Annotated in this window: 22 protein-coding genes; 10 read left to right on the top strand and 12 right to left on the bottom strand. The window is 63.3% G+C overall.

Annotation, left to right across the window (positions count from 1 at the left end; genetic code table 11):
• Nucleotides 1-112 precede the first annotated feature (112 nt).
• Entirely contained in the window at nt 113-1,321 is a 1,209-nt protein-coding gene (locus BUB62_RS01495; protein WP_073105272.1) for a homogentisate 1,2-dioxygenase, read from the top strand.
• Nucleotides 1,322-1,413: 92 nt separating this feature from the next.
• Complete coding sequence (locus tag BUB62_RS01490) at nt 1,414-1,947, top strand: hypothetical protein (protein WP_073105269.1); 534 nt, start codon at nt 1,414-1,416, stop codon at nt 1,945-1,947.
• A gap of 73 nt (nt 1,948-2,020) precedes the next feature.
• Here BUB62_RS01490 and BUB62_RS01485 read toward each other — a convergent pair whose 3' ends face one another.
• The 4 genes from BUB62_RS01485 to BUB62_RS01470 form a co-directional block, all read right to left on the bottom strand.
• Nucleotides 2,021-3,607, bottom strand: a complete 1,587-nt coding sequence (locus BUB62_RS01485; protein WP_073105267.1) for a T9SS type A sorting domain-containing protein — start codon at nt 3,605-3,607, stop codon at nt 2,021-2,023.
• Nucleotides 3,608-4,357 carry a hypothetical protein gene (locus BUB62_RS01480; RefSeq protein WP_073105264.1) on the bottom strand — a complete coding sequence of 250 codons (750 nt, stop codon included), beginning with the start codon at nt 4,355-4,357 and terminating at the stop codon, nt 3,608-3,610.
• A gap of 255 nt (nt 4,358-4,612) precedes the next feature.
• Entirely contained in the window at nt 4,613-6,169 is a 1,557-nt protein-coding gene (locus tag BUB62_RS01475) for a hydroxymethylglutaryl-CoA reductase (protein ID WP_073105261.1), read from the bottom strand.
• Nucleotides 6,170-6,343: 174 nt separating this feature from the next.
• Complete coding sequence (locus BUB62_RS01470) at nt 6,344-7,153, bottom strand: WG repeat-containing protein (protein WP_073105259.1); 810 nt, start codon at nt 7,151-7,153, stop codon at nt 6,344-6,346.
• A gap of 203 nt (nt 7,154-7,356) precedes the next feature.
• On the opposite strand from BUB62_RS01470, the gene BUB62_RS01465 reads away from it, so the two are divergent.
• On the top strand, nt 7,357-8,172 hold the full coding sequence (locus BUB62_RS01465; RefSeq protein ID WP_073105256.1) for a phytanoyl-CoA dioxygenase family protein: 816 nt from the start codon (nt 7,357-7,359) through the stop codon (nt 8,170-8,172).
• A gap of 110 nt (nt 8,173-8,282) precedes the next feature.
• Nucleotides 8,283-9,068 carry an SDR family NAD(P)-dependent oxidoreductase gene (locus BUB62_RS01460; protein WP_073105253.1) on the top strand — a complete coding sequence of 262 codons (786 nt, stop codon included), beginning with the start codon at nt 8,283-8,285 and terminating at the stop codon, nt 9,066-9,068.
• A 187-nt stretch (nt 9,069-9,255) separates the two neighbouring features.
• Here BUB62_RS01460 and BUB62_RS01455 read toward each other — a convergent pair whose 3' ends face one another.
• Nucleotides 9,256-9,897 carry a phosphatase PAP2-related protein gene (locus tag BUB62_RS01455; RefSeq protein ID WP_143163976.1) on the bottom strand — a complete coding sequence of 214 codons (642 nt, stop codon included), beginning with the start codon at nt 9,895-9,897 and terminating at the stop codon, nt 9,256-9,258.
• Nucleotides 9,898-10,030: 133 nt separating this feature from the next.
• Between BUB62_RS01455 and BUB62_RS01450 the strand changes: the two genes are divergently transcribed.
• Together BUB62_RS01450 and BUB62_RS01445 are read left to right on the top strand one after the other, a co-directional pair.
• Nucleotides 10,031-11,335: an amidohydrolase gene (locus BUB62_RS01450; RefSeq protein ID WP_073105948.1), complete on the top strand. Its 1,305-nt coding sequence runs from the start codon at nt 10,031-10,033 to the stop codon at nt 11,333-11,335.
• A 150-nt stretch (nt 11,336-11,485) separates the two neighbouring features.
• Nucleotides 11,486-12,355: an ATP-grasp domain-containing protein gene (locus BUB62_RS01445; RefSeq protein WP_073105246.1), complete on the top strand. Its 870-nt coding sequence runs from the start codon at nt 11,486-11,488 to the stop codon at nt 12,353-12,355.
• 175 nt (nt 12,356-12,530) lie between these two features.
• Here the strand turns inward: BUB62_RS01445 and BUB62_RS01440 are convergent, their stop codons facing one another.
• Nucleotides 12,531-13,298 (bottom strand): SDR family oxidoreductase, encoded by a 768-nt coding sequence (locus BUB62_RS01440; protein WP_073105243.1) that lies wholly within the window; start codon nt 13,296-13,298, stop codon nt 12,531-12,533.
• Between the two features lie 407 nt (nt 13,299-13,705).
• Here BUB62_RS01440 and BUB62_RS01435 point away from each other — a divergent pair, with 407 nt between their 5' ends.
• The gene (locus BUB62_RS01435) at nt 13,706-16,201 is read left to right on the top strand and encodes a M4 family metallopeptidase (protein ID WP_073105241.1); all 2,496 of its coding nucleotides are present in this window, start codon (nt 13,706-13,708) and stop codon (nt 16,199-16,201) included.
• A gap of 103 nt (nt 16,202-16,304) precedes the next feature.
• On the opposite strand, the gene BUB62_RS01430 is transcribed toward BUB62_RS01435, so the two are convergent.
• Together BUB62_RS01430 and BUB62_RS01425 are read right to left on the bottom strand one after the other, a co-directional pair.
• On the bottom strand, nt 16,305-17,051 hold the full coding sequence (locus BUB62_RS01430; RefSeq protein ID WP_073105239.1) for an outer membrane beta-barrel protein: 747 nt from the start codon (nt 17,049-17,051) through the stop codon (nt 16,305-16,307).
• Nucleotides 17,052-17,135: 84 nt separating this feature from the next.
• Nucleotides 17,136-17,858, bottom strand: a complete 723-nt coding sequence (locus BUB62_RS01425; RefSeq protein ID WP_073105236.1) for a tetratricopeptide repeat protein — start codon at nt 17,856-17,858, stop codon at nt 17,136-17,138.
• A gap of 229 nt (nt 17,859-18,087) precedes the next feature.
• Between BUB62_RS01425 and BUB62_RS01420 the strand changes: the two genes are divergently transcribed.
• A complete protein-coding gene (locus BUB62_RS01420) occupies nt 18,088-18,963 on the top strand; it encodes an alpha/beta hydrolase (protein ID WP_073105234.1) in 876 nt (291 codons plus the stop codon).
• Nucleotides 18,964-18,977: 14 nt separating this feature from the next.
• Here the strand turns inward: BUB62_RS01420 and BUB62_RS01415 are convergent, their stop codons facing one another.
• Complete coding sequence (locus BUB62_RS01415; protein WP_073105231.1) at nt 18,978-19,472, bottom strand: methylated-DNA--[protein]-cysteine S-methyltransferase; 495 nt, start codon at nt 19,470-19,472, stop codon at nt 18,978-18,980.
• Between the two features lie 258 nt (nt 19,473-19,730).
• Between BUB62_RS01415 and BUB62_RS01405 the strand changes: the two genes are divergently transcribed.
• Nucleotides 19,731-21,272, top strand: a complete 1,542-nt coding sequence (locus BUB62_RS01405; protein ID WP_143163975.1) for a PA14 domain-containing protein — start codon at nt 19,731-19,733, stop codon at nt 21,270-21,272.
• 291 nt (nt 21,273-21,563) lie between these two features.
• On the opposite strand, the gene BUB62_RS01400 is transcribed toward BUB62_RS01405, so the two are convergent.
• From BUB62_RS01400 to BUB62_RS01390, 3 genes are all read right to left on the bottom strand, one after another.
• Nucleotides 21,564-22,295, bottom strand: a complete 732-nt coding sequence (locus BUB62_RS01400; RefSeq protein ID WP_084538732.1) for a phospholipase D-like domain-containing protein — start codon at nt 22,293-22,295, stop codon at nt 21,564-21,566.
• Nucleotides 22,296-22,299: 4 nt separating this feature from the next.
• A complete protein-coding gene (locus tag BUB62_RS01395; RefSeq protein WP_073105224.1) occupies nt 22,300-23,502 on the bottom strand; it encodes an amine oxidase in 1,203 nt (400 codons plus the stop codon).
• 113 nt (nt 23,503-23,615) lie between these two features.
• The gene (locus tag BUB62_RS01390; protein WP_073105221.1) at nt 23,616-24,581 is read right to left on the bottom strand and encodes a cation diffusion facilitator family transporter; all 966 of its coding nucleotides are present in this window, start codon (nt 24,579-24,581) and stop codon (nt 23,616-23,618) included.
• A 93-nt stretch (nt 24,582-24,674) separates the two neighbouring features.
• Here BUB62_RS01390 and BUB62_RS01385 point away from each other — a divergent pair, with 93 nt between their 5' ends.
• Nucleotides 24,675-26,039, top strand: a complete 1,365-nt coding sequence (locus BUB62_RS01385; RefSeq protein ID WP_073105219.1) for an APC family permease — start codon at nt 24,675-24,677, stop codon at nt 26,037-26,039.
• Nucleotides 26,040-26,061: the final 22 nt, after the last annotated feature.

The following is a 26,061-nucleotide window of genomic DNA, read 5'->3' as shown; positions in this document are numbered from 1 at the left end:
TTCGCCAAAGGCAAAAGATGCCTGCCCGGCCCGGTATCCGTTTCTGCGGGCGGCTGCGTACCTTCACGCTACGGACTCCCACCCGCTTTCCACCCGCAAAAGCTCGTTTCGCATGGCTTACTACCACCGCCTCGGCCAGATTCCGCGCAAGCGCCACACCCAGTTCCGCCAACCCGACGGCACGCTCTACGCCGAGCAGCTGGTGGGCACGCTGGGCTTTCATGGCGTGTCGTCCTTGCTCTACCACATTCACCCGCCTACCCAGATAAAAAGCGTGGGTGAGCCGCTACCGTACGGCCCCAAGCTGCTGAAAGACCGGCCGCTGGCTCCCAGCCACCTGCGCACACTGGCCCAAACCACCACCGGCGGCGACTACCTGGCCGCCCGCCAAACCATGCTCGGCAACGCCGACGTGACCATGAGCATCTGCAACCCCACCGAGCGGCGGATGCAGTATTACTACAAAAACGCGCTGGCCGACGAGGTGATTTTTGTGCACGAAGGCAGCGGCGAGCTGTGGAGCCAGCTGGGCATCGTGCGCTTCGAGCCCGGCGACTACGTCGTGATTCCGCGCACCATCATTCATCAGCTGCACTTCGATGAAGGCCCGGTGCGGCTGCTCATCATCGAGTCGTTCAGCCCGGTGGAGACGTGCCGGCGCTACCGCAACCATTTCGGGCAGCTGCTGGAGCACTCGCCCTACTGCGAGCGGGACATCCGGCCGCCGGCCGAATTGATTACTGACGACGTGCAGGAATCGGGCGAGTACCTGGTCAAAATCAAGAAGGAAGGCTTCCTGCACCAGCTCACCTACGCCCACTCGCCCTTCGACGTGGTGGGCTGGGACGGCTACTTTTACCCCTACGCCACCAGCATTCACGACTTTGAGCCGATAACCGGCCGCCTGCACCAGCCGCCGCCCGTGCACCAGCACTTCGAGGCCCACAACTTCGTCATCTGCTCCTTCGTGCCGCGCCTGTTCGACTACCATCCGCTGAGCATTCCGGCCCCTTACAACCATTCCAACGTCGATTCGGACGAGGTGCTGTATTATGTGGCCGGCAATTTTATGTCGCGCAAGGGCATTGATCTGGCTTCATTCACGGTGCATCCGAGCGGCATTCCGCACGGGCCGCACCCCGGCACCGTGGAGGCCAGCCTGGGCAAAAAGGAAACCCACGAACTGGCCGTGATGGTGGATACGTTTCGGCCGCTCTACCTCACCGAAGCCGCGCTGCCCTACCTCGATGAGAAGTACCCGATGAGCTGGAACCCCGACTTTAAGCACGAGCCGCCCCGCGCCGCCGATATGATGGACTAACCCGCGCCCCGCACCGATGGCGGCACTAATTCCGGCCTGCCGCTCGTTAAGCCAAGGCGTATTTTCGCTACTTCTCCGAACCTGTATTCCTCATGAAAAAAACCCAATTGCTGGCCGTCGTGCTGCTGCTGCTGCTCATCGGTACCTTTAGCTGCAAGAAGATAAACGAGTTGCTCACCTTCGAGATTTCGGATACCCAGAGCTTCAAGATTCCGGCCACGCCGCTTATCAGCTCCATTCCGGTGGTGCTGCCGGTGCCCGTGACCAACCGCGCCTCCGAAACTTTCAGCAACAACAATACCCGCGCCGACCTGGTGAAGGACGTGAAGCTGAGCAAGCTCACGCTCACCATTACCGACCCGACCACGGAGAACTTCGATTTCCTGAAAAGCATCAAAATCTCCATCGGCACCGACCAGAACGACAAGGTGGTGATGGCCTTTCTGGACGACGTGCCGCGCGGGGCGCAGTCTATTGAATTGACTTCGACCAATACGCCGCTCGATAAGTACATCAAGGCCCCCAACTACACGCTCTACACCGAAGTAGCCGTGCGGGCCGCCACCACTAAGGAAATTACGGTGAAGGAAGAAACCCGCTTCAAAGTAACCGCCGACCCGCTGTAGAGGCCGGTTGGAAAGCCAATAGAAAAGGGCCGCTGATTCGTCAGCGGCCCTTTTTTACTTTCAATAGCACAGCCTAATGCACCACCATCACCTTGCGGTGCAGGCTGTAGTCGCCCACCTCGGCCTCCAGCACATACACCCCGGCGGCCAGCTCCGCCACCGGAATCACCAGCTGGCGCTGGCCGGTAGGCAGCGGCGCGTGGTCGAGCAGGGTGCGGACGAGGCGGCCATCGGCGCTACGCAGGCGCACCGTGACGGGGGCGGCCACCGGCAGCTGCAGGGCGGCCTGCACGGCCTCGCGGGCGGGGTTGGGGTATACCTGCAAACTCAGGCCGGGCAAAGCGGACTTCTTGCTGGCCAGCACCGTCACGTCGATCAGGGCCGTCCAGACGCTGAGCTGGGTGTTGTCGAGGCGCGTCCAGATGGGGCGTACCACGTTATTGTGGGCCGTGATGTTGGTGTAGTCGCCAAAAAACACGTTCGGGTTGGGCGTAAACGGGGCTTGGCTGAGGCGGAAGTTCTGGAACGTGCGGCCGCCGTCGGTGCTGCGGGCCCCGTACACGTCGGTGCGGGTTTCGTTGGCCGAAGCGGGGTAGCTGCGCCGGTCATAGAACACAAACCACAGGTAGCCGGTGGCCTGGTCGATGGTCATCCAGGTGAAAAACTGCTGGTGGCCGGCCGGGTCGTTGTTCACGCGGCGCGGCGCGCTCCAGCTCTGGCCGCCGTCGGTGCTGCTGATCAGCCACACGTCGGTGTCGGAGGGGCCGTTGCGCTGGTCGCTCCAGTTCACGTAGATAGTGCCCCGGTGCGGCCCCCGGCTCACGTCGCAGGCCGTGATGGGCAGGCCATTGGCGCGGCTGATGCCGGCGATGCCGAAATCCCAACCGCCGGGCACCGTGCTGATTACTTTTTCGCGGGGCAGCCAGGTCTGGCCCTCATCGAGGGAGCGGTTGAAGGTGAGGCCCAGCGGCCCGGCCCAGGCCGTGTAAATTTCCCCATTTGGCCCCACGGCCGGCACTGCGCCCTCCACCGTGTTGTCCTCGTCGGCTGCATCGCCGCTCACTTTGCTGATGCGGCGCGGCGTGGTCCAGGTCAGGCCCTGGTTCAGCGACTTGCTGAATACGATGCGCGAACTGTCGGTGGGGGCCACGCTGCCGTAGGTGTCAAACTCGGTCCAGGTGGCGTAAAAGGCGTTCGTCTTGCGGTTCACGGCCACCCATTCCTTGTCCTGCTGCTTGGGCGGGTTCAGCCCAAAATATCCCCGAAAGCTGAACGGCGCGGCCGCTGTGGCCGCCCGCTGCACCTGCATCCGGTCGATGAAGGGAAAGCTCAGGCCCGAGTTGCCGGGGTTGGAGAGGTGAAAGAAGTAGAACGCGCCGGTGGTGTCAGCCACCACGCAAGGGTCGCCCCACACGCCGTGGGGCGAGGTCAGGGGCCGCCAGGTCCAGGTCTGGCCGCCGTCGGTGCTGAAGTACTGGTTGCTGATGTTGGCCCCGGCCACCAGCTCCTGGGTGTTTTTGGGGTTGATGGCAATGGCGGTTTCCTCCGGGCTGCTGCGGGTGCTCACCAGCACGTTCGGGTGCCCCGACTGGGCCCGCACGGCAGTTGGCAGCAGCATGGCACCGGCCAGAATAGAGGCGAGGAATAGTCGTTTTTTCATCTATTGCGGCGCTTTCGACAGCGTATTATAATAATTCACGAGCCACACCAGGTCGGGCACCTGCTCGTAGCTGAGTTTTTTCCCGGTGGCGTAGCTGGCTACCTCCGACGCATACGGGACGAATAGCTTTTCCACGGCCTTACGCTTCAGCGGCAGCTCCTCCACGGTGCTCAGGCCGGGCTTCGCCACAAAAAGCCTCGTGACGCGGCTGACCGAGGCGGGCCGGGTTTCGAGGTTGTAGGCCGCAATCCAGGTAGCCTCTTTCTCATCGATGCCGTGCTGTAGCAGCAGCTGAAGCGGGCCTTCAGTGAGCACCTCGAAGAAGTTGCGGCTGTTGGCGGCGCGGGTCACCAGCCGGGCTTCGAAGGTGCGGCTGCCGGGTTTGCCCTCGGGCCCCAGCGTGAAGCCCCGCAGCCCACCCACCGGCACAATGCGCACCCCGGCTGGTGTGGCCGGGTCGCGCACTTCCACCAGGCGCAGGGCCATGTTGTAGCGCAGGGCCGCCACGCCGCCCTTTTCGCCGCCGGCCGTCCAGAGGGTGCCGGGCTGCCACTCGGGGGTGAAGTAGGCCTGCTCGGGCGTGAGGGCGGCTTTAGCCACCACCCGGTCATACTCATACGCCGAGTAGTAGCCCGCCGACAAGTTGCGCACGTCGTTCGCCGACATCATATTGGCCTGCGCCCGGCAGGTGAGAAACGGCCCGGCCGCAAGCAAACCCGCAAGGAGAAATTTGGGAATAGGGAAGGACATGGAAAATAAAAGCGTTAGAAATAATGCAGCAAATTAAGGAGTTAACAGGCGCGCTGCATTGATGAAGGAAGATAAAGAAGGTGTCATGCTTGATCTGGCGTCTGCTTGTCGAAGCATCTCGCCCTCGTCGTCCGGCTCCCCTCTCTTATGGAGAGGGGTTGGGGGTGAGGTTGCAACGAAGCGGCAGAGATGCTTCGACTTGCGGACGCCAGATCAAGCATGACGGCCTTTCTGACTTTTTCCCTTTACTACCACTCACCGGTTGCGGCCGTACTGCTCGTGGCTGCTCACCCAGTCGGAGCTGCTGATGGCGGCGCCCAGGCTCAGCTCGCCGGCCAGCACCACGCCGGCCACTATTTCGGCAAACTTATTCACGGTGCCGCGGCCCACGCAGCCCAGCATCCGCAGGCACTCATTTTGGGTGGCCAGGCCCGTGCCGCCGCCGTGCGTGGCCACAATGAGCGAGGGAATAGTGATGCTGATGTACAAGTCGCCCTCGGGCGTGACCTCCGAATACAGAATGCCCGCCGATGATTCCGACACGTTGGCCACATCCTGACCCGTGGCAATGAACATGGCCGTGATGCCGTTCGCGGAGTGCGCCCCGTTGTTGTTGGCCCCCGACATGAACGCGCCCACGTTGCTCACCTGCCCATGATAGGCCAGCTGCTCGGGCGTCACGCGCATGCGCTGCTGCAGAATGTCGCGCTTCACCACGCACTCGGCCACCACGCGCTTGCCGCGGGTGCGCATCACGTTGATCTGGGAGGCTTTTTTGTCGGTGGCGAAGTTCGATTCGAGGTAGAAGTGGCGGATGGGGCTGCCGGGGTAGTTGGCCAGAATCCAGGAGCAGGCGGCGAAGGTGGCGCGGCCTACCATGTTCTGCCCCGCCGCGTCGCCGGTGCTGTAGTTGAAGCGCAGGAAGGCAAACTTGTTGCTCAGATACGTATCAATATACTGCAGCTTGGCCACGCGCGAGGTACTTTCGGCCTCGGGCCGGATCTTATCGAGGTTCTCCTCTACCCACTTGCCAAAGTCGCGGGCCCCGCGGGCATCATCGAACACGAACACCGGGGCCCGCTGCATGGCGTCGCCGATGATGGTGCATTTCACCCCGCCGCAGAGGTTCAGCAGCTGAATGCCACGGTTGTAGCTGGCCACCAGCGTGCCTTCGGTGGTCGCCATCGGAATGAGAAAGTCGCCCTGAGCATGCTCGCCGTTCACGTGCAGCGGCCCGGCCAGCCCCACCGGAATCTGGGCCACGCCGGTGAAATGCTCGCAGTTGCCCTGCAGGTCGTGGGCATCGAAAGAGTAGTGCTTGAGGTGCTTGAACTGCTGCCCCGAAAACTCCTCCGCGAAGCGCTGCCGGGCCTGAATGGCAGCTTCGGAATAGTCGTCCTGGTCCTGGCGCGGAATGCGGGTGCGGTTATCGGGGATGTTCACGATAGAGTCTTCCACCTCCACGCTCAGGTCTCCGAACGGGTCGGCGGTAAACTGCACCAGCACCGTGTGCAGACCTTCCGGCAGCGGCTCGGTGGCCAGATGGAACGTAGCCGACTGGCCCACGGGCAGCGCGAAACCCGCGCCATCGGCATTGAAGGCCGCGGCCGGCCGCACGTCGCCCTCGCCCAGATCCAGCGCAATCTGCTCGGGCCCGATGCGCACATCGTCGAGCTGCACGTAGTCGATGCGGGAGAGGTGCACCGTGTCAAGGCGGTTTTTGATGCTGAAAGCCACGCCCTCGGGCGTGTTGTGCAGGCTGCCGCGCGTGTAGAGCAGCTTGAGCAGCATGGGGCTGGGCGTGAAGATCATAAAGCGGGAGGGGTTAGGGTAGGGAGATACGGAAGGTAAAGTGCGAATTTTTCGGGAATAGACTATGGTCTCTGCAACCCAACCGAAACAGGGCGGCGCGCACTGGCGGGCGGGCTGTTTTGCCTGGCAGTAATAAGCAGAGCGCCGGGCCCCGCATCAATACTTGACGAAGTTCTACGGCTCAAAAAACTCCCGCCCCCGCGTATCCACGTACCCGCTGAGGCCGTCCGGGGTCGTCACGCGGGCTACGCCTTCCACGAAAGGCTCGGCGGCCTGGTATTTGGGCGGCACCAGCAGGCGGCCGTCGTCGGCGAGGTAGCCGAAGCGACCCTGCTGCTCCACCACGGGCAGGGCAAAGCCGTTGGCCTCGGTGGCCCGAATGGCATCGAAAGCCAGCGGCAGCACGGGCTTGCCCTTGTCGTTGAGCACGCCCCATTTCGGCCCCTGGCGCACAAAGAGCAGCCCGTTGTAGTTCTCCCGGATTTCGTCGTAGATGGGCGGCACCACCGTTTGGCCCACCGTGAAGCGGAACCCGACTTTGCCGTCTTTGTGGGTCACGTCGCCGTGGGTGAGAAAGTCGGATTCCGGCTCGGGGTCGGCGGGAGTGGTCAGGCGGTTGCCGCTGGTATCGAGGTCGTAGGTTTCGCCGTTCAGCTCAACGGTGGCGCGGCCCCGGTGAAAGTTGCCGGCCTTGGTGAACTGCACCGGCGTGATGGGGTTGCCGGCCCCGTCGATGTAGCCGTAGAGCGTCCCCTGCCGGATCCAGGCCACTTCGCCCACGAAGGGGCCGGCCTCGTCGTAGAGCAGGGGCAGCACCAGGCGGCGGCTGGGGTCGGCGTAGCCCCACTTAGCGCCGCGGCGAAACGGCACGAGGCGGGCCGTTGTGATTTGGGCCGCGCCCAGCAGCAGCAGCAGCCCACCGGCCAGTAGCAGCCGGCGCGGCCGACGGAAGAAAAGAAGGCGGAGCGGAAAAAAGGGCGGCATTGGGCCTAAGATACGCAACTGCCGTAAACCCGGCACCGCCCCCGGCGGTTGATTCACACAATCCTCATCCCGGGGGCCGCAGCTTGGCGGTTTCAGCGGGTGAAGTCGTTTTATAACCGGCCGGTTTGCTCGTTTTTGCAACGAGCGGGCAAGGCAATTGTATCTTTGTCCCCGATAGGCGTTTCAACGACCGCCTTTGCCCTATGTCATCACACTCAGACTATCCTCGCTTCACCCTCGGCAGCCGCCTGACGGACGAGCAACGGGAGTTTTTTCGCGTCCACGGTTTTCTACATTTCCGCCCCTTCCTCTCGCCCGAGCAGGTGCAGGCTTTGCTGCGCGCCTCCGAAGAGGTGCAGGCCAAATGGCTGGCCGAGGGCGTGGAGAAGGTGAACGGCGTGCCCATCAAATACGGCAAGGACGTGGATGGCTCGCCCATCGTGCAGCGCTTTGCCTTCGCCTCGCACCACAGCCCCGTGCTGCGCGAGTTTTTGCAGGATCCGCGCTTCACGTCGCTGTTTCCCCTGCTCGAAGCCCCCGGCGGCCGCGTGGGCGAAAACGAGAAGGACGGCTTGGTTATCAACCATTACGTGAACGTGACGGGCTCGGAGTTCAGTCAGATGGGCTGGCACACCGACTCGCTGCGCGACGTATTCTACGGCAAGCGCATCGGCCCCATGCTCAACGTGGGCGTGCACCTGGATGGCACCCCCGCCACCAACGGCGGCCTGCGGCTGCTAGCCGGCACCCACCAGCAGCCGCTGCGCGACATGCTCTTCCGCAAAAAATATTACAAAGACGTGGGCCCCGACGACAACGAAATTGCCGTCGAGACCGAGCCCGGCGACCTGACCGTGCACGACGGCCGCATGTGGCACCGCGTGGCCCGCTCCCCACTAGTGGGCGAAGCCTCGCGCCGCCGCGTGATGTACGTGCCCATCATCAGCGGCAAATACGACCCCAAACACGCCAAGAGCGCCACCCCGTTCTACCTGCGCTTTCTCCACTTAGTGAAGTAGTGACTTAGCGACTCAGTGAGTTTGATGTTCCGTTTTCGCGGATTGCGCTGCCAAACAATCAAACTCATTAAGTCACTAACTCGCTAAATCACTAAATCACCATTTCACCAATGAAAACTGCTCTCATCACCGGCGCTTCGCGCGGAATTGGTCGGGCGCTGGCCCTGGAGCTGGCGGGGCGGGGCTACGGCCTGCTGCTCACGGCCCGCTCCGAAGACCAGTTGGAGCAACTGGCCGCCGAGGTCCGGCAGCGCTATAAGGTAGAAGCGCACGTATTCGCCGCCGACCTGGCCGCGCCCGGTGCCGCCGCCCGCCTCGCCGAGTGGGTAGGGGCCCAAACCACCGAGCTGGCTGTGCTGGTAAACAACGCGGGCTACGGCCTGTGGGGCCGGTTTGAGGAGCTGCCGCTGGCCCAGCAGCAGAACATGCTTCAGCTTAATATGCTGCTGCCCACCGAGCTGACGCACTACCTGCTGCCCCAGCTGCGGCGCCAGCCCAAGGCCTACATTCTGAACATTGCCAGCACCGCTGCCTACCAGGCCGTGCCCACGCTCACGCTCTACGCGGCCAGCAAGGCGTTTCTGCTCACCTTCAGCCGTGGCCTGCGCTACGAGCTGCGCGACTCGCCGGTATCCGTGACGTGCCTGAGCCCCGGCGCTACCACCACCGACTTTGCCGACCGCGCCGGCATGAGCGCCGGCCTGCAGGAAAAAGCCGCCAAGCTCTCTATGACCCCCGCCGACGTAGCCCGCATCGGCATCGAAGGCCTGCTGGCCGGCGAGGCCGAAGTGATTCCCGGCGCCCTGAACCGCATTTCCGCCAAGCTCACCAGCTTCGTGCCGAAGGCCATGACGGAGAAGATTGCGGCCGGGATTTATGAGAAGTATCTGAAATAGAGAGAACCGTACAGCCTGAAGCTGGCGCGGGGCTCCGCCCCGTGTCCCCTTCTCGCCGGCCTCCGGCCGGAATCGTTGCACGATACTGGAACGAAACTGAACCTAACGGCGCCCTCGATCCCGGCCGGAGGCCGGCGAGAAGGGGACACGGGGCGGAGCCCCGCGCCAGTTTAACTGCCTTGCCACACTACTGCGCTTGCACTACGCCGCGCACCAGCCGTCCGGCCAGCCAGTAGCTGGCGGCCGCGAAAAACGGCGCCGCCAGCACATCATAGGTATAGTGCGTGTGCTGCACCAGCACCAGCATCCCCACGGCTACCGTGGCGGCCAGCAGCACCTGCCGCCATAGGCGCGGCCGCACCGACAACGACAGCAGAAACAGCGTGGCCGTGTGGCCGGAAAAGAACAGGTCTTTGGTGATGGGCGTGGGGCCACCGTAGAGGAAGCGGTCCACGAACGGGTCGTGGAGCAGGAGCAGGCCGGCGGGCGGCTCCAGCGGCACGAGGTAGAGCGTGAGCGTGCGAAACGCGTGCAGCAGCAGATAAGCCCACAGGCTGTGCAGCAGCAAAGCCGGGCGGCGCAGCAAATAGCCCAGCGTGGCCCCGATGCTGAGGTAGATAAGCCCAAACGTGGGCCCCGATACATCGTGGGCGGGTAGCGCGGCCAGTAGCGGGTCGGGCAGCACGAAGCCGGGGCGGGCCTGAATGTAGGCGAAGTAGTGCGGTACGAAAGCCGCCAGCACCAGCAGCAGCGCCAGCCCCAGCAGCAGCGCCCGCCGAAATGCCGGCCAGGCCCAGGCTGCGGGCCAAAGCAGAGAATCAGTCGGCAAAACAGGGACCCGACGGGAAAGCGGCATTGGGCAATAGGGAAAAGAAGGAGCCGCAAAAATAGCGGGCCGCCGCCGGATGCGGCGAATGGCGGCCGGCATCGTATCTTTTGGCTTCGCTTTCAAGCCACTCCTGATGAAAATCCTCTACTCCGCCACGGCGCTGCTGCTGGCCGCCGCGCCGGCCGCGCTGGCCCAGAATACCGCCCTCAACGTCCGCATTGCCACCCTGGCCGCCCAGGAAGAACCCAAAGTGCTGGCCTGGCGGCGCGATTTGCACGAGCACCCCGAGCTGGGTAATCAGGAAACCCGCACGGCCGGTATCATTGCGGCGCACCTGCGCAGCCTGGGCCTGGAGGTGCAGACCGGCGTGGCCCGCACCGGCGTGGTGGGCGTGCTGCGCGGTGGCAAGCCCGGCCCCGTGGTGGCGCTGCGGGCCGATATGGACGCGCTGCCCATCACCGAAACCAACAGCCTGCCCTTCGCTTCGAAAGTGAAAACCACCTACCTGGGCCAGCCCGTGGGCGTGATGCACGCCTGCGGCCACGACACGCACGTGGCCATGCTGATGGGCGCGGCCGAAGTGCTCAGCCAAGTGAAAAAAGATCTGCCCGGCACCGTGAAGTTTATTTTTCAGCCCGCCGAGGAAGGATCTTTGCCCGGCGAGGAAGGCGGCGCCAAGCTGATGGTGAAAGAGGGCGTGCTCACCAATCCGAAGGTGGATGCCGTGTTTGGGGTCCACGTCAATGCCCAAACCGAAGTGGGGATGCTACGCTACCGGCCCGGCGGCGAAATGGCCAGCTCCGACCGCTTCACCATCAAAGTGCACGGCAAAGGCGCGCACGGTGCTTACCCCTGGAATAGCGTGGACCCGGTGGTGACGGCCGCCCAGATCATCATGGGGCTGCAAACCATTGTGAGCCGGCAGGTGAAGCTGATCGACGATGCGGCGGTGGTAACGGTGGGCACCATTCACGCCGGGGTGCGCTACAACGTCATTCCGCCCGATGTGGAAATGAGCGGCACCATCCGGGCGCTGAACCCGGCGGTGCAGAAGCAGATCTGGGCCGCTATTCAGCGCACGGCCAAGGGCATTGCCGAAAGCGCCGGGGCCACGGCCGAAGTCAGCATTGAGCCCTACGTGCCCGTGACGTATAACAACGAGCCGCTGACGGCCCAGATGCTGCCCACGCTACGGGCCGTGGCCGGCGCGGCCAACGTGAGCGAGCAGAAAGCGGTGACCGGGGCCGAAGACTTCTCTTTCTACCAGGAGAAAGTGCCCGGCCTGTTCCTGTTCGTGGGCGGCATGCGCAAAGGCCAGGACCCCGCCACCGCCGCCGACCACCACACCGCCGGCTTTATGCTCGACGAAAGCGGCCTCACGCTGGGCGTGAAAACCCTGGCTACTTTAGCAGCCGATTACTTAGTGTTGAAACATTAGGTGGCGCCCGGGCCTGTTATCCTGAACTCACAAGGGCCCTTACCCGTTTCGGTGCAATGTTACTTCAAAGAAGCAGGCGAAGAGATTCGCGCTGTTGAGGATGACGCCCGTTTTGTTATCACTCATTAATCATTGCTAACCACTCGTTTGATGAATATTGCCCTGGTTACCTGCCAGTCGCTGGCCCAGTACGCGGCCCCTACCGTAGAAGATGAGGATGCCCTGCTCACGCGCTACCTGCGCGGGCAAGGCCACCACGTTACGGCCGAAATCTGGACCGACGCGGCCGTGGACTGGCGGGCTTATGAGGTGGTGGTGCTCAAGTCGCCGTGGGACTACTTTGATCGGATAGAGGAGTTTTACGCCTGGCTCGACCGGCTGGAGACGCTGGGCGTGCGCCTACTGAACCCCGTAGCGCGGGTGCGCTGGAATGCCGACAAGAAATACCTGGCCGAAATGGAGCAGGCCGGGGCCCGCATTGTGCCCACGCGCTGGCTCACGCGCGGGGCGCGGGTAGAGCCGGAGGAGCTGTTCGCCGACCTCGGCACCGACCACCTCATCGTGAAACCGGCCGTGAGCGGCGGGGCCAAAAATACCTTTGCTCTCACCCGCACCGAGGCCCGGGCGGCCGTCGAGCGCCTGGAGCCGCTGCTGTATGAGGAGGATTTTCTGGCCCAGCCCTTCCTGCCCCAGATTCAGACCGAGGGCGAGTGGTCGTTCATTTACCTGGGCGGCCGGTTCAGCCACTGCGTGCTCAAAACGCCCAAATCTGGCGATTTTCGGGTGCAGCACTATCTGGGCGGCCACATCGAGCCCCGCGTTGCGCCGCCGCACCTGCTGGCCACCGCCGACCAGCTGATAGCCCGCTTCGCCTCCGACTGCCTCTACGCCCGCGTCGATGGCGTGGAGGTTAACGGCGAGCTGCTGCTGATGGAGCTGGAATTAATCGAGCCCTTTCTGTATCTGGCCTCCGCCGAGGGAGCCTTCGCCCGCTACGAGGAAGCCTTGCGGTGCATGTAAAAACGGCCAGTCATTGCGAGCAACGCGAAGCAATCCGTCCTGGATAATGAGCCAAGCTTCGTAAACAGAAAAGCCCTGACGTACGCGCTACGTCAGGGCTTTCTTGTGAAAAAGAGCTTTTTACCTTTCAGAGGACGGATTGCTTCGCTTTGCTCGCAATGACAATTTCACAACTTCACCCAAACCCATTCGCCATGAAGCCGCCATCTATGCTCAGGCACTGGCCGGTGATGTAAGCGGCGGCCGGCAGGCATAGAAAAGCAATAGCGGCGCCTACTTCTTCCGGCTCGCCAATGCGCTTCATCGGCGTGCGGGCCAGCACGTCGTGCAGAAAATCCTCGTTGCTGAGCACGCCGGCCACCAGCGGCGTGCGGATGTACCACGGGGCAATGGCGTTTACCCGAATCTGGTCGGGGGCCCATTCTACCGCCAGGTTGCGGGTGAGCTGCACGATGGCCGCTTTACTCATGCCGTAGGCCGCGCCGGTACGCACGTGCGTGAGGCCCGCCACCGAGGCCACGTTCACGATGCTGCCCCCGGCCCGCTGCAGCAGCGGATACGCCGCCTGGCACATGCCAAACACCGATTCGAGGTTGGTAGCCATCACGTGCTGATATTCTTCGCGGCTGTACACGGCCGTGGCCTTGCGAATGTTGGTGCCCACATTATTGACCAGAATATCGAGCTGGGGCCACTGGCGGCTCACCTCGTGCAGTAGGGCCTGGCGCTCGTCGGGGCGGCTCACGTCGGCGGGGCGGGCGTGGGCATCGAGACCCTGCGCCCGCCACTGCGCCACCTGGGCTTCTAGGTCGGCGGCGGTGCGGGCCACGGCCACTACAGTGGCCCCGAAGCGCAGCAGCTCCTCGGCTGCCGCGGCCCCAATGCCCTTGGAAGCGCCCGTAACCAGGGCAATGCGGCCAGTCAGATTCCAGCGGTTATCCATATACTTAATTATAGGGCGAAGAAAATTGCAGCGGCAAGAGCCGCGATGGCAGAGGAAAATAGCGGGTTGCGCCGACAGAACTTACCGGCTGCTGTTGGCAGTGCCCGCACCACCACCGATACGTGCAACCAGTGCGGGGCGGCCAGAGAGAATGTGTAAGATTTTGTGCTGCGGCCGGCAGCACAAAAATAGGAGTATGGCCGGAATATAGCGTTTAGCTCAGCAGTTCAGCATTTTAATCCATATTTAATCTGGGCTATATTTTTGCTGAATTGTTAATTATAAGTTGGTTTGATTGTGAGAAATATCAATAAATGGGATTAAAAATTACAAAATTACTACCTTGCCGTCGCTTAGCAGTTGCCGGGCCGCTTACCACACTCTTTTCACTACCCAACTACACTTACATGATCAAAAAGTACCCTTCCGTTGCGCTGCTGCTAACCGGTAGTCTCATTTGCTCTGCTGCCCACGCCCAGGATATGGCGGCCAAAGTGCAGGAGAAAGTGATGGCGGCCGATGGCACCCCCGAGCTGGTAGCCTTCCGCGCCGAGAGTGCGCCCTATACCCTCAACGATGCCCGTAAGGCCTTTGTGGAGCAGCTTCAGCTGACCAACGACGACCAGATGCTGCGCGCCAAAACCGAAACCGATCAGCTCGGCTTCGTGCACGAGAAGTACCAGCAGTATTTCAAGGGGATTAAGGTAGAGCACGCCACCTACTCGCTGCACGCCCGGGCCGGCAAAGTGGAGACCATGACGGGCAAGATTGAGCATATCCGCGGCCTGAGCGTGACGCCGACCGTGAATGCCGCCAGCGCCCTGCAGAGCGCCCTGCGCTTCGTGGGAGCCAGCAAGTATATGTGGCAGGATGCCCGCGAAGAGGCCGGCCTGAAGCAGCAGGAGAAGGACCCGGGGGCTACGTATCTACCTAAAGGTGAACTAGTTATTGTTGAGAACCAGACGTCGGGCAAGTCGGCGCTGGCCTGGAAGTTCAACGTGTATGCCCAGCTGCCCATCAGCCGCGCCTACATCTACGTAGATGCGCACACGGGCCAAGTAGTGGCGCAGGATGCCATCATCAAGCACGTGGGTGCCACGGGCACTTTCGCCACGGCGTATAGCGGCTCGCGCTCCTTCACCGACGGCACTACTACCGGCGGCTACTTCCTGCGCGAAGGCGCCACCCGCGGCCTGGGCATTGAAACCTACAACTGCAAAAAGGGCAACAGCTACACCGCTGCCACCGATTTCATCGACGCCGACAACAGCTGGACCGAATACAACAACGCCAACTTCGACAACGTGGCCGGCGACGCCCACATTGGCGCCCAGGCTACCTACGATTACTGGAAGAACATCCACGGCCGCAACAGCTACGACAACGCCGGGGCTAAAATCAAAAGCTACGTTCATTTCGACGACACGCCCACCACGGCCGTTGGCTACGAAAATGCCTACTGGAACGGCTCGGTGATGACCTACGGCGACGGCGCCACGCGCTTCCGCCCCCTCACCTCGCTGGACGTGTGCGGCCACGAAATCGGCCACGCCGTGTGCGAAAAGACGGCTAACCTGACGTACGCCAACGAATCGGGGGCCATGAACGAAGGCCTGTCCGACATCTGGGGGGCGGCTATTGAGGCGTACGCCGTCAATACGCTGGGCTTTACCTCGGGCGGCGTTAAGGCCAAGAGCACCTGGCTGATCGGCGAAGAAATCGACAAGCAGCAGGCCGCATTGCGCTCCATGAGCGACCCCAAGTCCTTGGGCCAGCCAGCTTATTATAAAGGCCAGTACTGGGTGCCCACTACTACGGCTCCTTCGAACGCCAATGACCAGGGCGGCGTGCACACCAACTCGGGCGTGCTCAACCACTGGTTCTACATCCTGACCGTCGGCAAGGCGGGTACCAACGAAGGCGGGGGCGTGTATAGCGTAACCGGCGTGGGCATCGATGCGGCGGCCAAAATCACCTACCGCATGGAAAGCGTGTACATGGTGGCTTCCTCGACCTACGCACAGGCCCGCTCCTACTCGATTCAGGCCGCTACCGACCTCTACGGAGCCGGCTCGGCCCAGGTAATTGCCGTAACCAACGCCTGGTTCGCAGTGGGTGTTGGCGCAGCTTACGGCGGCACCACGCCGCCCCCAACCACCGTTACCTATTGCACCAGCAAAGGCACCAGCGTGGCTTACGAGTTCATCGACTACGTGAAGCTCGGCACGCTGGCCCGCACCTCGGGTGCTGATGGCGGCTACTACAACGGCACGGCCCTGGCCGCTCCAAGCATCGGTGCCGGTACTTCCCAGACCGTGAGCTTCTCGGCCGGCTATGCCGGAACGGCTTACACCGAATACTGGAAGGTCTACATCGACTACAACCAGAACGGCCTGTTCACCGACGCCGGCGAGCTGGTGGTGAGCGGCAGCAGCGCCAGCACCACTACCCTGAGCGGCACGTTCACGGTGCCCACCACGGCCAAGAGCGGCAACACCCGCATGCGCGTCGTAATGAGCGACGCCTCGGCTACCACTAGCTGCAACGCCTACAGCTACGGCGAAACCGAAGACTACACCGTCAACATCACCGGCGGCGCGGCCCTCACCGGCGGTGCTCTGGCTGGCAATGCTTCCCTGACCAATGGTACGCCCATCGGCAACGAGCAGGCCAAGGTGCTGGAGGTATATCCTAACCCCGCCACCGACGTGCTGCGCCTGAGCCTGCCCGGCAACGCTGAAGCAGTAGCCGTGCAGGTGCTGGATGTGCGCGGTGCCGCCATGGCGGGTGCCCGCTACGAAGGCAACGGCCAGCTTAACATTGCTGGTTTGGCCAAAGGCATGTACACGCTCACGGTGAGCGACGGCCAGAAAGTGTTCCACCAGCGCTTTATCAAGCAGTAAAGTGTATCCTGCCGGTAACTAATTTGCCGACAGTACTTAACCAAAAAGGCCCGTCATCCGACGGGCCTTTTTTTGTGTTGCATTCAAACTGAAAGCAGGATGTTCAGCGGCCCCAGGGTGCGTATTCCAGCTTCAACTCTACCAGGCCGTAGCCGTCTTTCAGGCTGGCGTTGCCGCGCTGGCTCACGTCGTCGAGGCGGTCGGTGGTGGTGAAGTAGTAGGCTCCTTCGGCCGTGGCGTTCAGCTTGGGCGTGAGCCGGAAAACCAGCCCCAGCCCCACGGGCGCTACGATGGCGGTAGCCGGATAGTCGTTCACCTCGGGCGGCAGATACTCGGTGCTGGGCGTGGGGCGCAGGTTGCCGCGGTAGGCTTTGGGGTTGTAAAGCAGGAAACCCAGCCCGGCTTTCACATAAGGTTTGATGAGGGCCGCCGGGCTGCGGGCCCCGGCATATTCGCCTTCATCGCGCAGCAGCTCGTAGCGCACAAACCCCACCAACGACTCGTTGCGGCCCTGAAAAGCCAGGCCGCGCTCGGGCAGCTGGTCTTTGGCCCCCAGCTGAAAATAAGTGAACTCGCCGCCGACCACCAGGTGGGGACGCACCATGTACAGCAGGCCCAGGCTGCCGCTGGGGCCGGGAAGGTTGTTGGCTAGGTTTTCGGCCAGGTCGCCGTTGTAGAGGGCTACGCCCCCGCCCAGCGTGAAGCGCACGGGGCCGCGGTAGTAGGGGCGGGCCTGGGCGGTGTAGTGGCGCTTGCGGCGCTCCGCTGTTTCCTGCGCAGTAGCGGTGTGGGTCGAAAGGCATGCCAGTAGCAAAGCGCTGGCGCTGAGGAGCAAAGGACGGTAGTGCATGGGCGGCTGGCAATGGGTGAGGAGCAGGTCGGCACGGCGCTTGGCGCGGCCGGCGGCACTCCTGTAACGGGCCAGCCCAGCCGTTTATTTGAACATTCCCTGCGGATCAGGCAGCTTGGCCTGCAGCTCGCCGATGAACTCGAAGTCGATGCTGGTCATGCTCAGCGCCTGCCCTTTGTGTACGGCTTCCCACGCTTTAGGATATTCCGCCCGCAAAAAATAGCCTTGCGCCAGCTGCTGCCACGCGGCGGCGTTGGTGGGGTCGGTGGTGGTGGCCTGCTCCAGATACAGCATGCCCTGGGCAAGGTCTTTCTTCTTCTGGGTTTGCCGGTAGCGAATCAGGTAACTGGTTCCTAAGTCACTCAGCAGGGCAGCGTTGGCAGGAGCCACGGTCAGGCCCTGGGTCAGCAGACTGATGGCCTCGTCGGGCGTGGGCTGGCTGCTGCTGATGACGCCCAGACCGTGGTAGGCCTCAGGGTTTTTCTGATCGAGCAGCCAGGCCAGGTTGAAGCGGTAGAGGGCCGTATCGGCTTTGCCTTCGGCCAGATACTCGTAGCCTTTGGTGGAGAAAAACGCGCTGGCCTCGGGGCGCGAGGCAAAGCTGCGGTCGATGCCGGCCAAAAAGGCGGAGCCCATCAGGGCCTCGGCTTCGGCCACGGAAAGGCCGCCGAACAACGGCAGCAGGCGGTTGGCGGCGCTGGCCGGCGCGGCCCCGCTCTTCACTTTTATTTTGCTTTTGCGCTGAGCCTGGGCCGGCCCGCCACCCAAGCCCAGCAGCAGGGCCAGCAGCAACACGTAATATTTCATGAAACAGGAAACAGGTAAAAAGCGGAGTTGAAAAAACGACCCGACCATCCGGGGGCTGGGGCTTATGGCAAATATAACGCCGCCCGCGGCAACCTAGTATGGGCCGGCGCGTTGGGCTAACCGACGCCTTTTTTTGGGGCGCGCCCAATCCGCGCCGGGCCGTTGGGCGGTATATGCCGGGGTGCGGCAGCCCAGAGCCGGCCGCGCAGCCCGCTTTTCTTCTTTCCGTATGATCTTCCGCTTTCTGCTATTGCCCGCCGGGCTCCTGCTGCTTCTGCTGCTGTTTGGGGCCAATGAGCTGGCCGTGGCCCGCCCCAGCCGCCGCACCGCCGACCTGGCCTACGTGCCCGCCTCCGACCCCGCTTTCGACACCGAGCGCCACCGCCTCGACGTGTATGCGCCCCGCGCCCAGGCCGCCGCACCCCGACCGGTGGTCCTCTTCATTCATGGCGGCAGCTGGACCAGCGGCAGCAAAGATTTTTATTCCTTCATTGGCCGCCGGCTGGCAAAGCAGGGCGTGGTGGCCGTTATCATCAACTACCGCCTGGCCCCCGACGTGCTGGTGCCCGCCATGGCCGATGACTGCGCCCGCGCCACCGCTTGGGTGGTGCAGCACATTGCCGACTACGGCGGCGACCCCCAGCGCCTCTACCTGATGGGCCACTCGGCCGGCGGCGGCCTGGCCGCCCTGCTGGCCACCGATGATGCCCTGTTCGCCCGCCACGGCCTGGCCCAGAACCCCGTGCGCGGCACCCTGCTCGACGACCCCGCCGGCCTCGACATGTACGACTACCTGAAAAAGATGCAGTACCCCGGCGACGAGCAGTACCTCATTCCCTTCGGCAAAGACCCCGCCGTGTGGAAAGCCATGGCTCCGCAATACCACGTAACGGCAGCCAGCCCGCCGTTTGTCATCTTCGTGGGCGGCCAAACTTACCCTTCCATCAGCTACAGTAGCGAGCGGTTCCGGCAGCGCCTGCGGGAGCTGGGCCACGCGCCCCATTTCACGGTATTGCCCGGCAAAAAGCACGTTCCGATGGTGCTGCAGCTGTATTGGCAGCACAATATCATCTATCGGGAGCTGCTGAAAATGGTGGGCGCGTAGCAGCGCGGGCCGGGCTAAAACAGCTCCGCCTGCGCCACCGGCTGCTCGAAGGCCAGCAGCCACTTTTTGCGCCACAGCCCGCCGGCGTAGCCTGTAAGCGTGCCGTTGGCCCCAATGATGCGGTGGCAGGGCCACACCAGCCCCAGCGGGTTTTGCCTGTTGGCCGCGCCCACGGCCCGCACCGCGCCGGGATTGCCCAGCTGCCGCGCCAAATCCAGGTAGGAAGCCGTGCGCCCGTAGCCTACGCCCAGCAGCGCCGCCCACACCTGCCGCTGAAAATCGGTGCCCCGCGCTACGTCGTAGCGCAGATCGAACGTGTGCAGCTCGCGGCCAAAGTAGGCCCGCACTTGGCGGTGAGCTTCCCGCAGGCAGTCGGGCACGGCAGCCGGCGCGGTGGCTGCCACCGGCTCGTTCAGAAAGCTGACGGCTGACAGGCCCGCCTCGGAGCCGCGTAGCTCAACCGTGCCCAGAGGCGAAGACAGGTAAGTGGCAGTATCAGATTTTGTCATTGCAAAAGATAATAAAATACGGGCATAATGCCGCTTAAAAAGGCCAAATATGGCCAAATGAGGGCTGGTAAGCTCAACATTTTGCCGGTGGCAGGCAAGCTAAACAACCGGCCCGGTGCGAACTATACGGGCGGAATGATTTATATTGTCCTGGTATCGGTGCAGTCAAATGCCCGAGCCCAGTGGGAATTATCTGGCAAGCTGTGCCGGACTGTCGTAACTTTCGCTTGATTCGTTCATTCAACTCTTTTTTATACCGTGCGACACCTTCTACTCAGCTCTGTACTTGGGCTAAGCCTGGCCGGCGGAATGCTGGCGGGACCTTCCGTTTCGGCCGCTTCCGGCCCCGCTGGTCGCCGGACGGCGGCCGTAGCGCAGGGCGCGGGCACGGGCCTCACGGCCGTCTACTTCAGCAATGGCAGCCTGGCCGGTGCCCCCACGCTCAAGCGCCTCGACTCGACCGTGGACTTCCAGTGGGGACTGGGCTCGCCGGCTCCCGGCCTGCCCACCGACAACTTTTCGGCCCGCTGGGAAGGCCTGCTTTCGGCCCCTACCACGGGGCGCTACAGCTTCTCCATTCTGTCGAATGACGGCCTGCGCCTGTGGGTGAACGGCAAAAAGGTGATTGACACCTGGAACGGCAACGGCGGCGGCAACAACGTAGGCGGCAGCGTGAACCTGGCCGCCGGCGAAAAAACCACCATCAAGCTGGAATACTACGACGAGGAAGGCGATGCCCGCGTGGAGCTGCAATGGATTCCGCCGGGCCAGAGCGCCCAGATTATCCCTTCCGAGCACCTCTACCCCGTCGGCTCGCCCATGACCCCCGACCCGGTAGTGACCAGCACGCCGGTAGCCAAAGCGGCTGCCACGCCTAAGCCCGCACCGGCACCAGCACCCAAAGCGGCCCCGGCAGCCCCGGCTCCGGCTGTAGCGGTAGCGGCCCCGGCAGCCAAAAAGGCAGCCCGCGTGAAGCCTGAGCCGGTTGCCAAACCCGCGCCCGCGCCCAAGCCCGCACCCGCTGAGCCCGTGGTAGTTACACCGGGCGTTTATACGCTCACGGTGCGCTCCAGCGGCAAAGCGCTGGAAGTGATGGACGAAAGCCGCACCGGCCGCATTCCCGGCCAGCAGCAGACCGGCCCGAAAGTGGCGGCCCAGTGGCGGCTGGAGAATGCCGGCAGCGGCAACTTCCGCCTGATGGTGCCCGGCGGCAATAAAGTGCTCGAAGTGCTGGGCAGCTCCACTTCCAACGGGGCCCCGCTCGATCTGTGGCCCTATTACAGTGGCAACAACCAGATCTGGCAGATTGAGGATGCGGGCGACGGCTACGTGAAAGTGATAGCCAAGCACAGCCGCAAAGGCCTCACCTACAAGGACTCTACCGATGGCGGCCTGCAGCAGTGGCGCTATTCGGGCAAGGACAACCAGCTCTGGAAGCTCACGCCCGTAGTGGAAAAGCTGCCGCCGCTGATGGCCGATATGGGCAACGTGCCCGCCATTGGAGCCAACAAGATGAGCGTGTACCCAAACCCGAGCACCGGCGTGCTGCAGATGGCGTATCAGTTGAAGGAAGATATGCCGCTGGGCTGGGTGCTGTACGATCAGCGCGGCATTGCCGTGAAAGTATCGGACTACCGGCGGCAGACCTCCGGGGCGCACCACCAGACGCTCGACTTTACCGGCCTGCCCGCCGGCGACTACAACCTGAACCTGACCGTGGGGGCCACCACTACCAAGCAGTCCTTGAGCATTCGGCGGCCCACGGCGGAGATACCTGCCGTGCAGGAACCCGCCAAGTAGCCCTGCTTTCGCCCCAAACAGCTTCCGCCCCGGCCGCGCGACCAACGGTTTATCCGTTGTCGCCTTGCCGGGGCGGAAGTCGTTTATCCAAGTTGCGAAGCATGCCCCAGTAGCCCCAGCGGGGCGAAATATCGGTAGCGAAACTAGTCGCAAATAGCACCAAAGCCCCAGCGGGGCGACACTTCGTTCAACGATTCATGTCGCCCCGCTGGGGCTTTTATTCGATACGTTGCAACTTGGGTTGGTTAGGATTTGCTGCCGCAGAAGATACTTTCCACGACTCGCGCAGTATCAAGCGGGGTCGAACTGGGCCATCTCAGCCCACAGCCGCTCAAACTCTTCCGTGTAGCGGCGCACCACGGCCCGGTCGTCGGTTATTAGCAGGTTTTCCAGGTTGTAGAGCGCAGCCGAGCGGGTCCAGTTGTAGCTGCCGGTAAGCACGCGGCGATTATCGGCCACGGCAAATTTGTGGTGCATGTGGTTGGCCGTGCGGTCGATGCGCACCGGTAGGCCGCCGGCTTGCAGCTCCCGAATATCGGAGCCTTTGTCGAGTAGCTTATCATTGTCGGTGAGCAGGCGCACGGCTACGCCCCGGCGATGAGCAGCCAGCAGCGCGGCCGTAATCCGGTCGTCCGAAATGGTGAATACGCACACCTCAAGTCGGTGCGCCGCCTGCCCGATGAGGTTTCGGATGGCATCTACACACGCCGTGCCGGGGCTGAAAAACACTTCGCTGCGTACTGCCACGGGGCTTGCGGCCGCTGGCAAGTCGGTGGGGAGCAGCAGCGTGCTGGCCGCTTCCAGCCACTCAATGGCGGCCTTATCCTGAAATGAGTTGAACCGCTCCCGCGCCAGAGCAAACAGCTGGTGGCGCAGCTGTTCGAGCGCCGTGCCCCGCAGGCCGTGGGCCGCCAGCCGGCGGCGCAGATCCTGAGCTTCGGCCACGCTCAGGGTAGCATCGGCGAAGGAGCGCTCAAAGTGGCGCAGCAGCGCAAGGGTATCGGTGGCGGTGGGTTGGGGCATGGGGCTAAAGTAGGGAATGCGCTGGTAAGCCTGCCGAATCCGGCACTGCCGCCCGCACTACGTCCTGGGCTTCGCGCAGCGCCTCGGCATACGGCTGATACAGCACCCGGCCCGGCGGGGCATCATCCTGAAAATCAGCATCCCAGAGGCCGGCGCGGTGCCACTGGTCGAGGTGGTCCCAGTCGGGCCGGTCGATGATGGGGTAGAGGCAGGCCCCGAGCAGCGGCACCCCTGCCCGCAATGCGGCAGCGCACTCCCGCCCGATCATTTGCATCCAGAGTGGCCGGTCGATGCCGGGGTGGCTGGTTTCGGTGAGCACCACGGGGCGCTGGTAGCGCTGCCAGGCGCGGGCGAGCAGGAAGCTGAGCGGGCGAAAGCGCGGGTCATGGTCCTCATTGGCCCAGCGCAGCGTTTCGCGCGGCTCCTGCTGCCACTGGTTGTCGTAGTAGTAGTTGAAGCCCAGCAGATCCAGGTATTCTTCGCGGCCGCCCAGCTCGGGACAGAGGCGGCCGGCCAGCATATCCACGGCCTGAAACTGGTTGCGGTCAAATTCGCGGGCCCGCTCGCGCTGGGTGCGGGTGGCTCCGTGGTTGGGCACGATATGGATCAGCGGCTCAGTGGTAAGAATGCGGATGCCGGGGTCGGCCTCGCGCAGGGCGGCCACGCCTTCAATGTAGGCCCGCATCAGCCCGCGCTTCACCTCCCAGCCCTGCCCCACGCAATAGGGCGAGGTGCCGCGCACATCGCCGCCCAGCCAGCTCATAAAGCTCACTTCGTTGATGGGCGTCACGATAAGCACCTCATCGGGGCGCTGCTGCCGGTAAAAACTGACGAAGGCCCGGCACAAGTGGGCAAAGCGCCGGGCAAACATGGGATGCAGCGGCGTCAGGTCGTCGGGGTAGCCAAAGTGGCACAGGTCCCAGACCTGCTGAATGCCGTGGCGGCGGCCCGCGTCGAGCAGCGTCTGCACGGTGCTCCAGTCGTATTGGTACGGCACTTTTTCCACCTGGCTCCAGCGGATTCCCTCGCGCACGGTACGAATTTGGAACGGTGCCAGAGCCTGGTAATCTTCGTCAAGCCGCTGCAAATGGCCGGTGAGGGGCAGAAAATCGACGCGGTGGCCGAAGGCGTTGAGCTGGTCGGTGCATTCGTAGCCGCCCATCCAGAAGGAGCGGAACGGATTGGTGGCATCCGGCAAAAAAGACATAAAAGCGGTGATTGGCGAACAAAAAAGGGCGGCAGCCCGCCCCATCCGAAGCTTGGCTACCCCCCTGTGTACCATCAAACCGGCCCGGAGGTTGAGTCCGGCTGGCCGGGCGGCTAAATCTGCGGCGTTATCTGCGCCGTGGGCCGCATCGGATCCTGCTCTTTCCCGGTCAGGCTTTTGGCCTCAATGAAGATGCGCTTAAACTCGGGGTGGGCGATGCGCAGCGCCTCCTGGATAGCCGACACGGCCATTTCCAGCTCCACGGCCGAAAGGTGGTCATGAAAATCTACGTCGAGAGCCAGCACTACGTCGGCAGGGCCCAGGTACATGGTCAGGGGCGGGCGGGTTTGCTCCACGCCGGGCTGCCGCGCCACCAGGGTCATCACGCTGTCGATGGTAGCATCATCAACCCCGGTGCCCACCAGCAGGCTGCGGGTGCGGCCCACCAGAAACACGGCTACCAGCATCAGCAGCAGCCCGATAGCCACGGAAGCGCCGCCGTCGAAGTACGGATTGTTCAGGGCGTGGCCCAGGTACACGCCCAGCAGCGCGATAACCAGTCCAAACAAAGCGGCCAGGTTTTCGAGCACCGAGGCAAATACCGCCGGGTCTTTGCTGGTGCGCAGTTGCTGCACAAAGCTCTGGCCGCTGGCCGCGCTCTGCGTCAGGGCCTTCACGGCCAGCCAGCAGGCCCAGCCCTCAAACAGGATGGCCACGCCCAGCACCACATAGTTCCAGAGCGGATCGGTGAGGGGCTCGGGGTCGGAAATATGCTTGATGCCCTCGTAGAACGACATGCCGCCGCCGATGGCGAAAATCAGCACGGCCACAATCAGTCCCCAGAAATACTGCTCCTTGCTGCGCCCGAAGGGGTGGCGGCGGTCGGCGGGCTTCTGGCTCTGGCGGATGCCGAACAGCAGCAGCACGCCATTGCCGCTGTCTACCAGCGAGTGAATACCCTCGGAAAGCATGGCCGAGGAGCCGGTGAAGTAGGCCGCCACGAATTTGCTGACGGCAATGCCTACGTTGGCAGCAATGCCGCCATAAAGCGCGGATTGGGAAGCGTTGGGGTTGGCCATAGGAAGAAGTTGGTGGCTACCCTACGCAGGGTAGTTGGCCGGGGTTAAATACTGGGTGTGAACAATCCGCTTTTATCCGACTTTTACGCCCCTATGACCGACACCTCTACCGCTACCACTGCCGCCGCCCCGCTCCGTCGCCGCCTGGGCCTGCTGCAGGCCACCGCCCTGAACATGATTGACATGGTCGGCATCGGCCCGTTCGTAACGCTGCCGCTGGTGATGGGCATGATGGGGCCGTACTTTCTGCTGGCCTGGCTGGTAGGCGCAGGCCTGGCCGTGGTCGATGGCATGATCTGGAGCGAGCTGGGCGCGGCTCACCCCGAGGCCGGCGGTAGCTACCGCTTCCTGAAGCTGGCCTACGGCGAGCAGAAGTGGGGCCGGCTGATGTCGTTCCTGTACGTGTGGCAGACGCTGGTGCAGGCGCCGCTGGTGGTGGCCTCGGGGGCCATCGGCTTCGCGCAGTATTTCGGCTACCTCGTGCCTTTCACGGCGTGGTGGCAGCCCAAGCTGGTATCGGGGGTGGTGGTGCTGGCGCTCATCGGGCTGCTCTACCGCCGCATCGAAGACATTGGCCGGCTGGGTGTGCTGCTGTGGGTGGGCGTGCTGGGTCTCATGGCCTGGCTGATTTTCGGCGGGCTCACGCATAGTACGCACACCGTGGCGTGGCTGCCGACGGGTGGCTTCGGGGCGCTGCCGGGCCTGCTGCTGTCGGCGGCCATGGGGCAGGCCGCCGTGAAAACGGTGTATAGCTACCTGGGCTACTACAACGTGTGCCACCTGGGCGGCGAGATAAAAAACCCGCAGCGCGTGATTCCGCGCAGCATTTTCCTGAGCATTCTGGGCATTGCGGGTCTGTATCTGCTGCTGAACTGGAGCGTGGGCACAGTCATTCCGTGGCAGGAGGCCCAGCATTCCGAGTTCATCGTCAGCACCTTCGTGGAACGGCTGTACGGGGCGGTGGCGGCGCAGTGGGCCACGGCGCTGGTGCTGTGGGTGGCGTTTGCCTCGTTGTTTGCGGTGCTGCTGGGCTACTCGCGCATCCCCTACGCCGCCGCCGCCGACGGCGAGTTTCTGCCGCTCTTCGCCAAAACCCACCCCACCAAGCACTTCCCCCACGTTTCGCTGCTGATTCTGGGCGGCCTGGGCTTCGTGTTCAGCCTGCTGTTCCGGATCGGCGAGGTCATCACGGCCATTCTGGCCATGCGCATTCTGGTGCAGTTTGTGGGGCAGGCCGTGGGGCTGGTGCTGCTGCGCCGCCGTGAGGGCAAGGCCCACTTGCCCTTCCGGATGCCGCTGTATCCGCTGCCCGTGGTGGTGGCCGTGGCGGTGTGGCTGCTCATTTTCTGGAGCACTGGCCCCGCCTTCATGCTCTCGGGCCTCACGGTGATTAGCACGGGCGTCATCGTGTTTTTGCTCTGGAGCCGCCGGCTGGGGCGGTGGCCGTTCGGGGGCTGAAGTGTATTTTTATACCACTCGA

It is taken from the genome of Hymenobacter daecheongensis DSM 21074 (genome assembly GCF_900141805.1).
GTDB classification, from domain to species: Bacteria; Bacteroidota; Bacteroidia; order Cytophagales; family Hymenobacteraceae; genus Hymenobacter; species Hymenobacter daecheongensis.
Note: the sequence above shows the minus strand (reverse complement) of the source record. Positions and strands in the feature narration are given on the sequence as shown.

Excerpts from the sequence above, each read along its gene's own strand:
- BUB62_RS01495 (WP_073105272.1), top strand. The coding sequence starts at position 113 with ATGGCTTACTACCACCGCCTCGGCCAGATTCCGCGCAAGCGCCACACC.
- BUB62_RS01490 (WP_073105269.1), top strand. The coding sequence starts at position 1,414 with ATGAAAAAAACCCAATTGCTGGCCGTCGTGCTGCTGCTGCTGCTCATC.
- BUB62_RS01485 (WP_073105267.1), bottom strand. The coding sequence starts at position 3,607 with ATGAAAAAACGACTATTCCTCGCCTCTATTCTGGCCGGTGCCATGCTG.
- BUB62_RS01480 (WP_073105264.1), bottom strand. The coding sequence starts at position 4,357 with ATGTCCTTCCCTATTCCCAAATTTCTCCTTGCGGGTTTGCTTGCGGCC.
- BUB62_RS01475 (WP_073105261.1), bottom strand. The coding sequence starts at position 6,169 with ATGATCTTCACGCCCAGCCCCATGCTGCTCAAGCTGCTCTACACGCGC.
- BUB62_RS01470 (WP_073105259.1), bottom strand. The coding sequence starts at position 7,153 with ATGCCGCCCTTTTTTCCGCTCCGCCTTCTTTTCTTCCGTCGGCCGCGC.
- BUB62_RS01465 (WP_073105256.1), top strand. The coding sequence starts at position 7,357 with ATGTCATCACACTCAGACTATCCTCGCTTCACCCTCGGCAGCCGCCTG.
- BUB62_RS01460 (WP_073105253.1), top strand. The coding sequence starts at position 8,283 with ATGAAAACTGCTCTCATCACCGGCGCTTCGCGCGGAATTGGTCGGGCG.
- BUB62_RS01450 (WP_073105948.1), top strand. The coding sequence starts at position 10,031 with ATGAAAATCCTCTACTCCGCCACGGCGCTGCTGCTGGCCGCCGCGCCG.
- BUB62_RS01445 (WP_073105246.1), top strand. The coding sequence starts at position 11,486 with ATGAATATTGCCCTGGTTACCTGCCAGTCGCTGGCCCAGTACGCGGCC.
- BUB62_RS01440 (WP_073105243.1), bottom strand. The coding sequence starts at position 13,298 with ATGGATAACCGCTGGAATCTGACTGGCCGCATTGCCCTGGTTACGGGC.
- BUB62_RS01435 (WP_073105241.1), top strand. The coding sequence starts at position 13,706 with ATGATCAAAAAGTACCCTTCCGTTGCGCTGCTGCTAACCGGTAGTCTC.
- BUB62_RS01430 (WP_073105239.1), bottom strand. The coding sequence starts at position 17,051 with ATGCACTACCGTCCTTTGCTCCTCAGCGCCAGCGCTTTGCTACTGGCA.
- BUB62_RS01425 (WP_073105236.1), bottom strand. The coding sequence starts at position 17,858 with ATGAAATATTACGTGTTGCTGCTGGCCCTGCTGCTGGGCTTGGGTGGC.
- BUB62_RS01420 (WP_073105234.1), top strand. The coding sequence starts at position 18,088 with ATGATCTTCCGCTTTCTGCTATTGCCCGCCGGGCTCCTGCTGCTTCTG.
- BUB62_RS01415 (WP_073105231.1), bottom strand. The coding sequence starts at position 19,472 with ATGACAAAATCTGATACTGCCACTTACCTGTCTTCGCCTCTGGGCACG.
- BUB62_RS01400 (WP_084538732.1), bottom strand. The coding sequence starts at position 22,295 with ATGCCCCAACCCACCGCCACCGATACCCTTGCGCTGCTGCGCCACTTT.
- BUB62_RS01395 (WP_073105224.1), bottom strand. The coding sequence starts at position 23,502 with ATGTCTTTTTTGCCGGATGCCACCAATCCGTTCCGCTCCTTCTGGATG.
- BUB62_RS01390 (WP_073105221.1), bottom strand. The coding sequence starts at position 24,581 with ATGGCCAACCCCAACGCTTCCCAATCCGCGCTTTATGGCGGCATTGCT.
- BUB62_RS01385 (WP_073105219.1), top strand. The coding sequence starts at position 24,675 with ATGACCGACACCTCTACCGCTACCACTGCCGCCGCCCCGCTCCGTCGC.